The 242-nt window shown below is 49.6% G+C and carries 1 protein-coding gene; it reads left to right on the plus strand.

The features are described 5' to 3' along the window. On the plus strand, positions 1 to 242 hold a 242-nt coding region (locus EDM52_RS24220; protein ID WP_276330148.1), incomplete at both ends, for a DNA gyrase subunit A.

Consider the following 242-nt stretch of genomic DNA (forward strand, 5'->3'; position numbering starts at 1 on the left):
TTGATAAAGAGACTGTCAACTTTGTGCCCAACTACGACGGGCGCAAAGAAGAACCGGTAGTACTCCCTTCCCGGTTCCCCAATCTGTTGCTGAACGGTGCATCAGGTATTGCGGTAGGGATGGCGACAAACATTCCGCCACACAACCTGAACGAGGTCATCGATGGCGTACTTGCCATGATTGATAACCCGGATATTACTATTCAGGATCTGATGAAAATCATCAAGGGACCAGACTTCCCG

It is taken from the genome of Brevibacillus invocatus, assembly GCF_003710915.1.
In the GTDB taxonomy this organism is placed as follows: domain Bacteria; phylum Bacillota; class Bacilli; order Brevibacillales; family Brevibacillaceae; genus Brevibacillus; species Brevibacillus invocatus.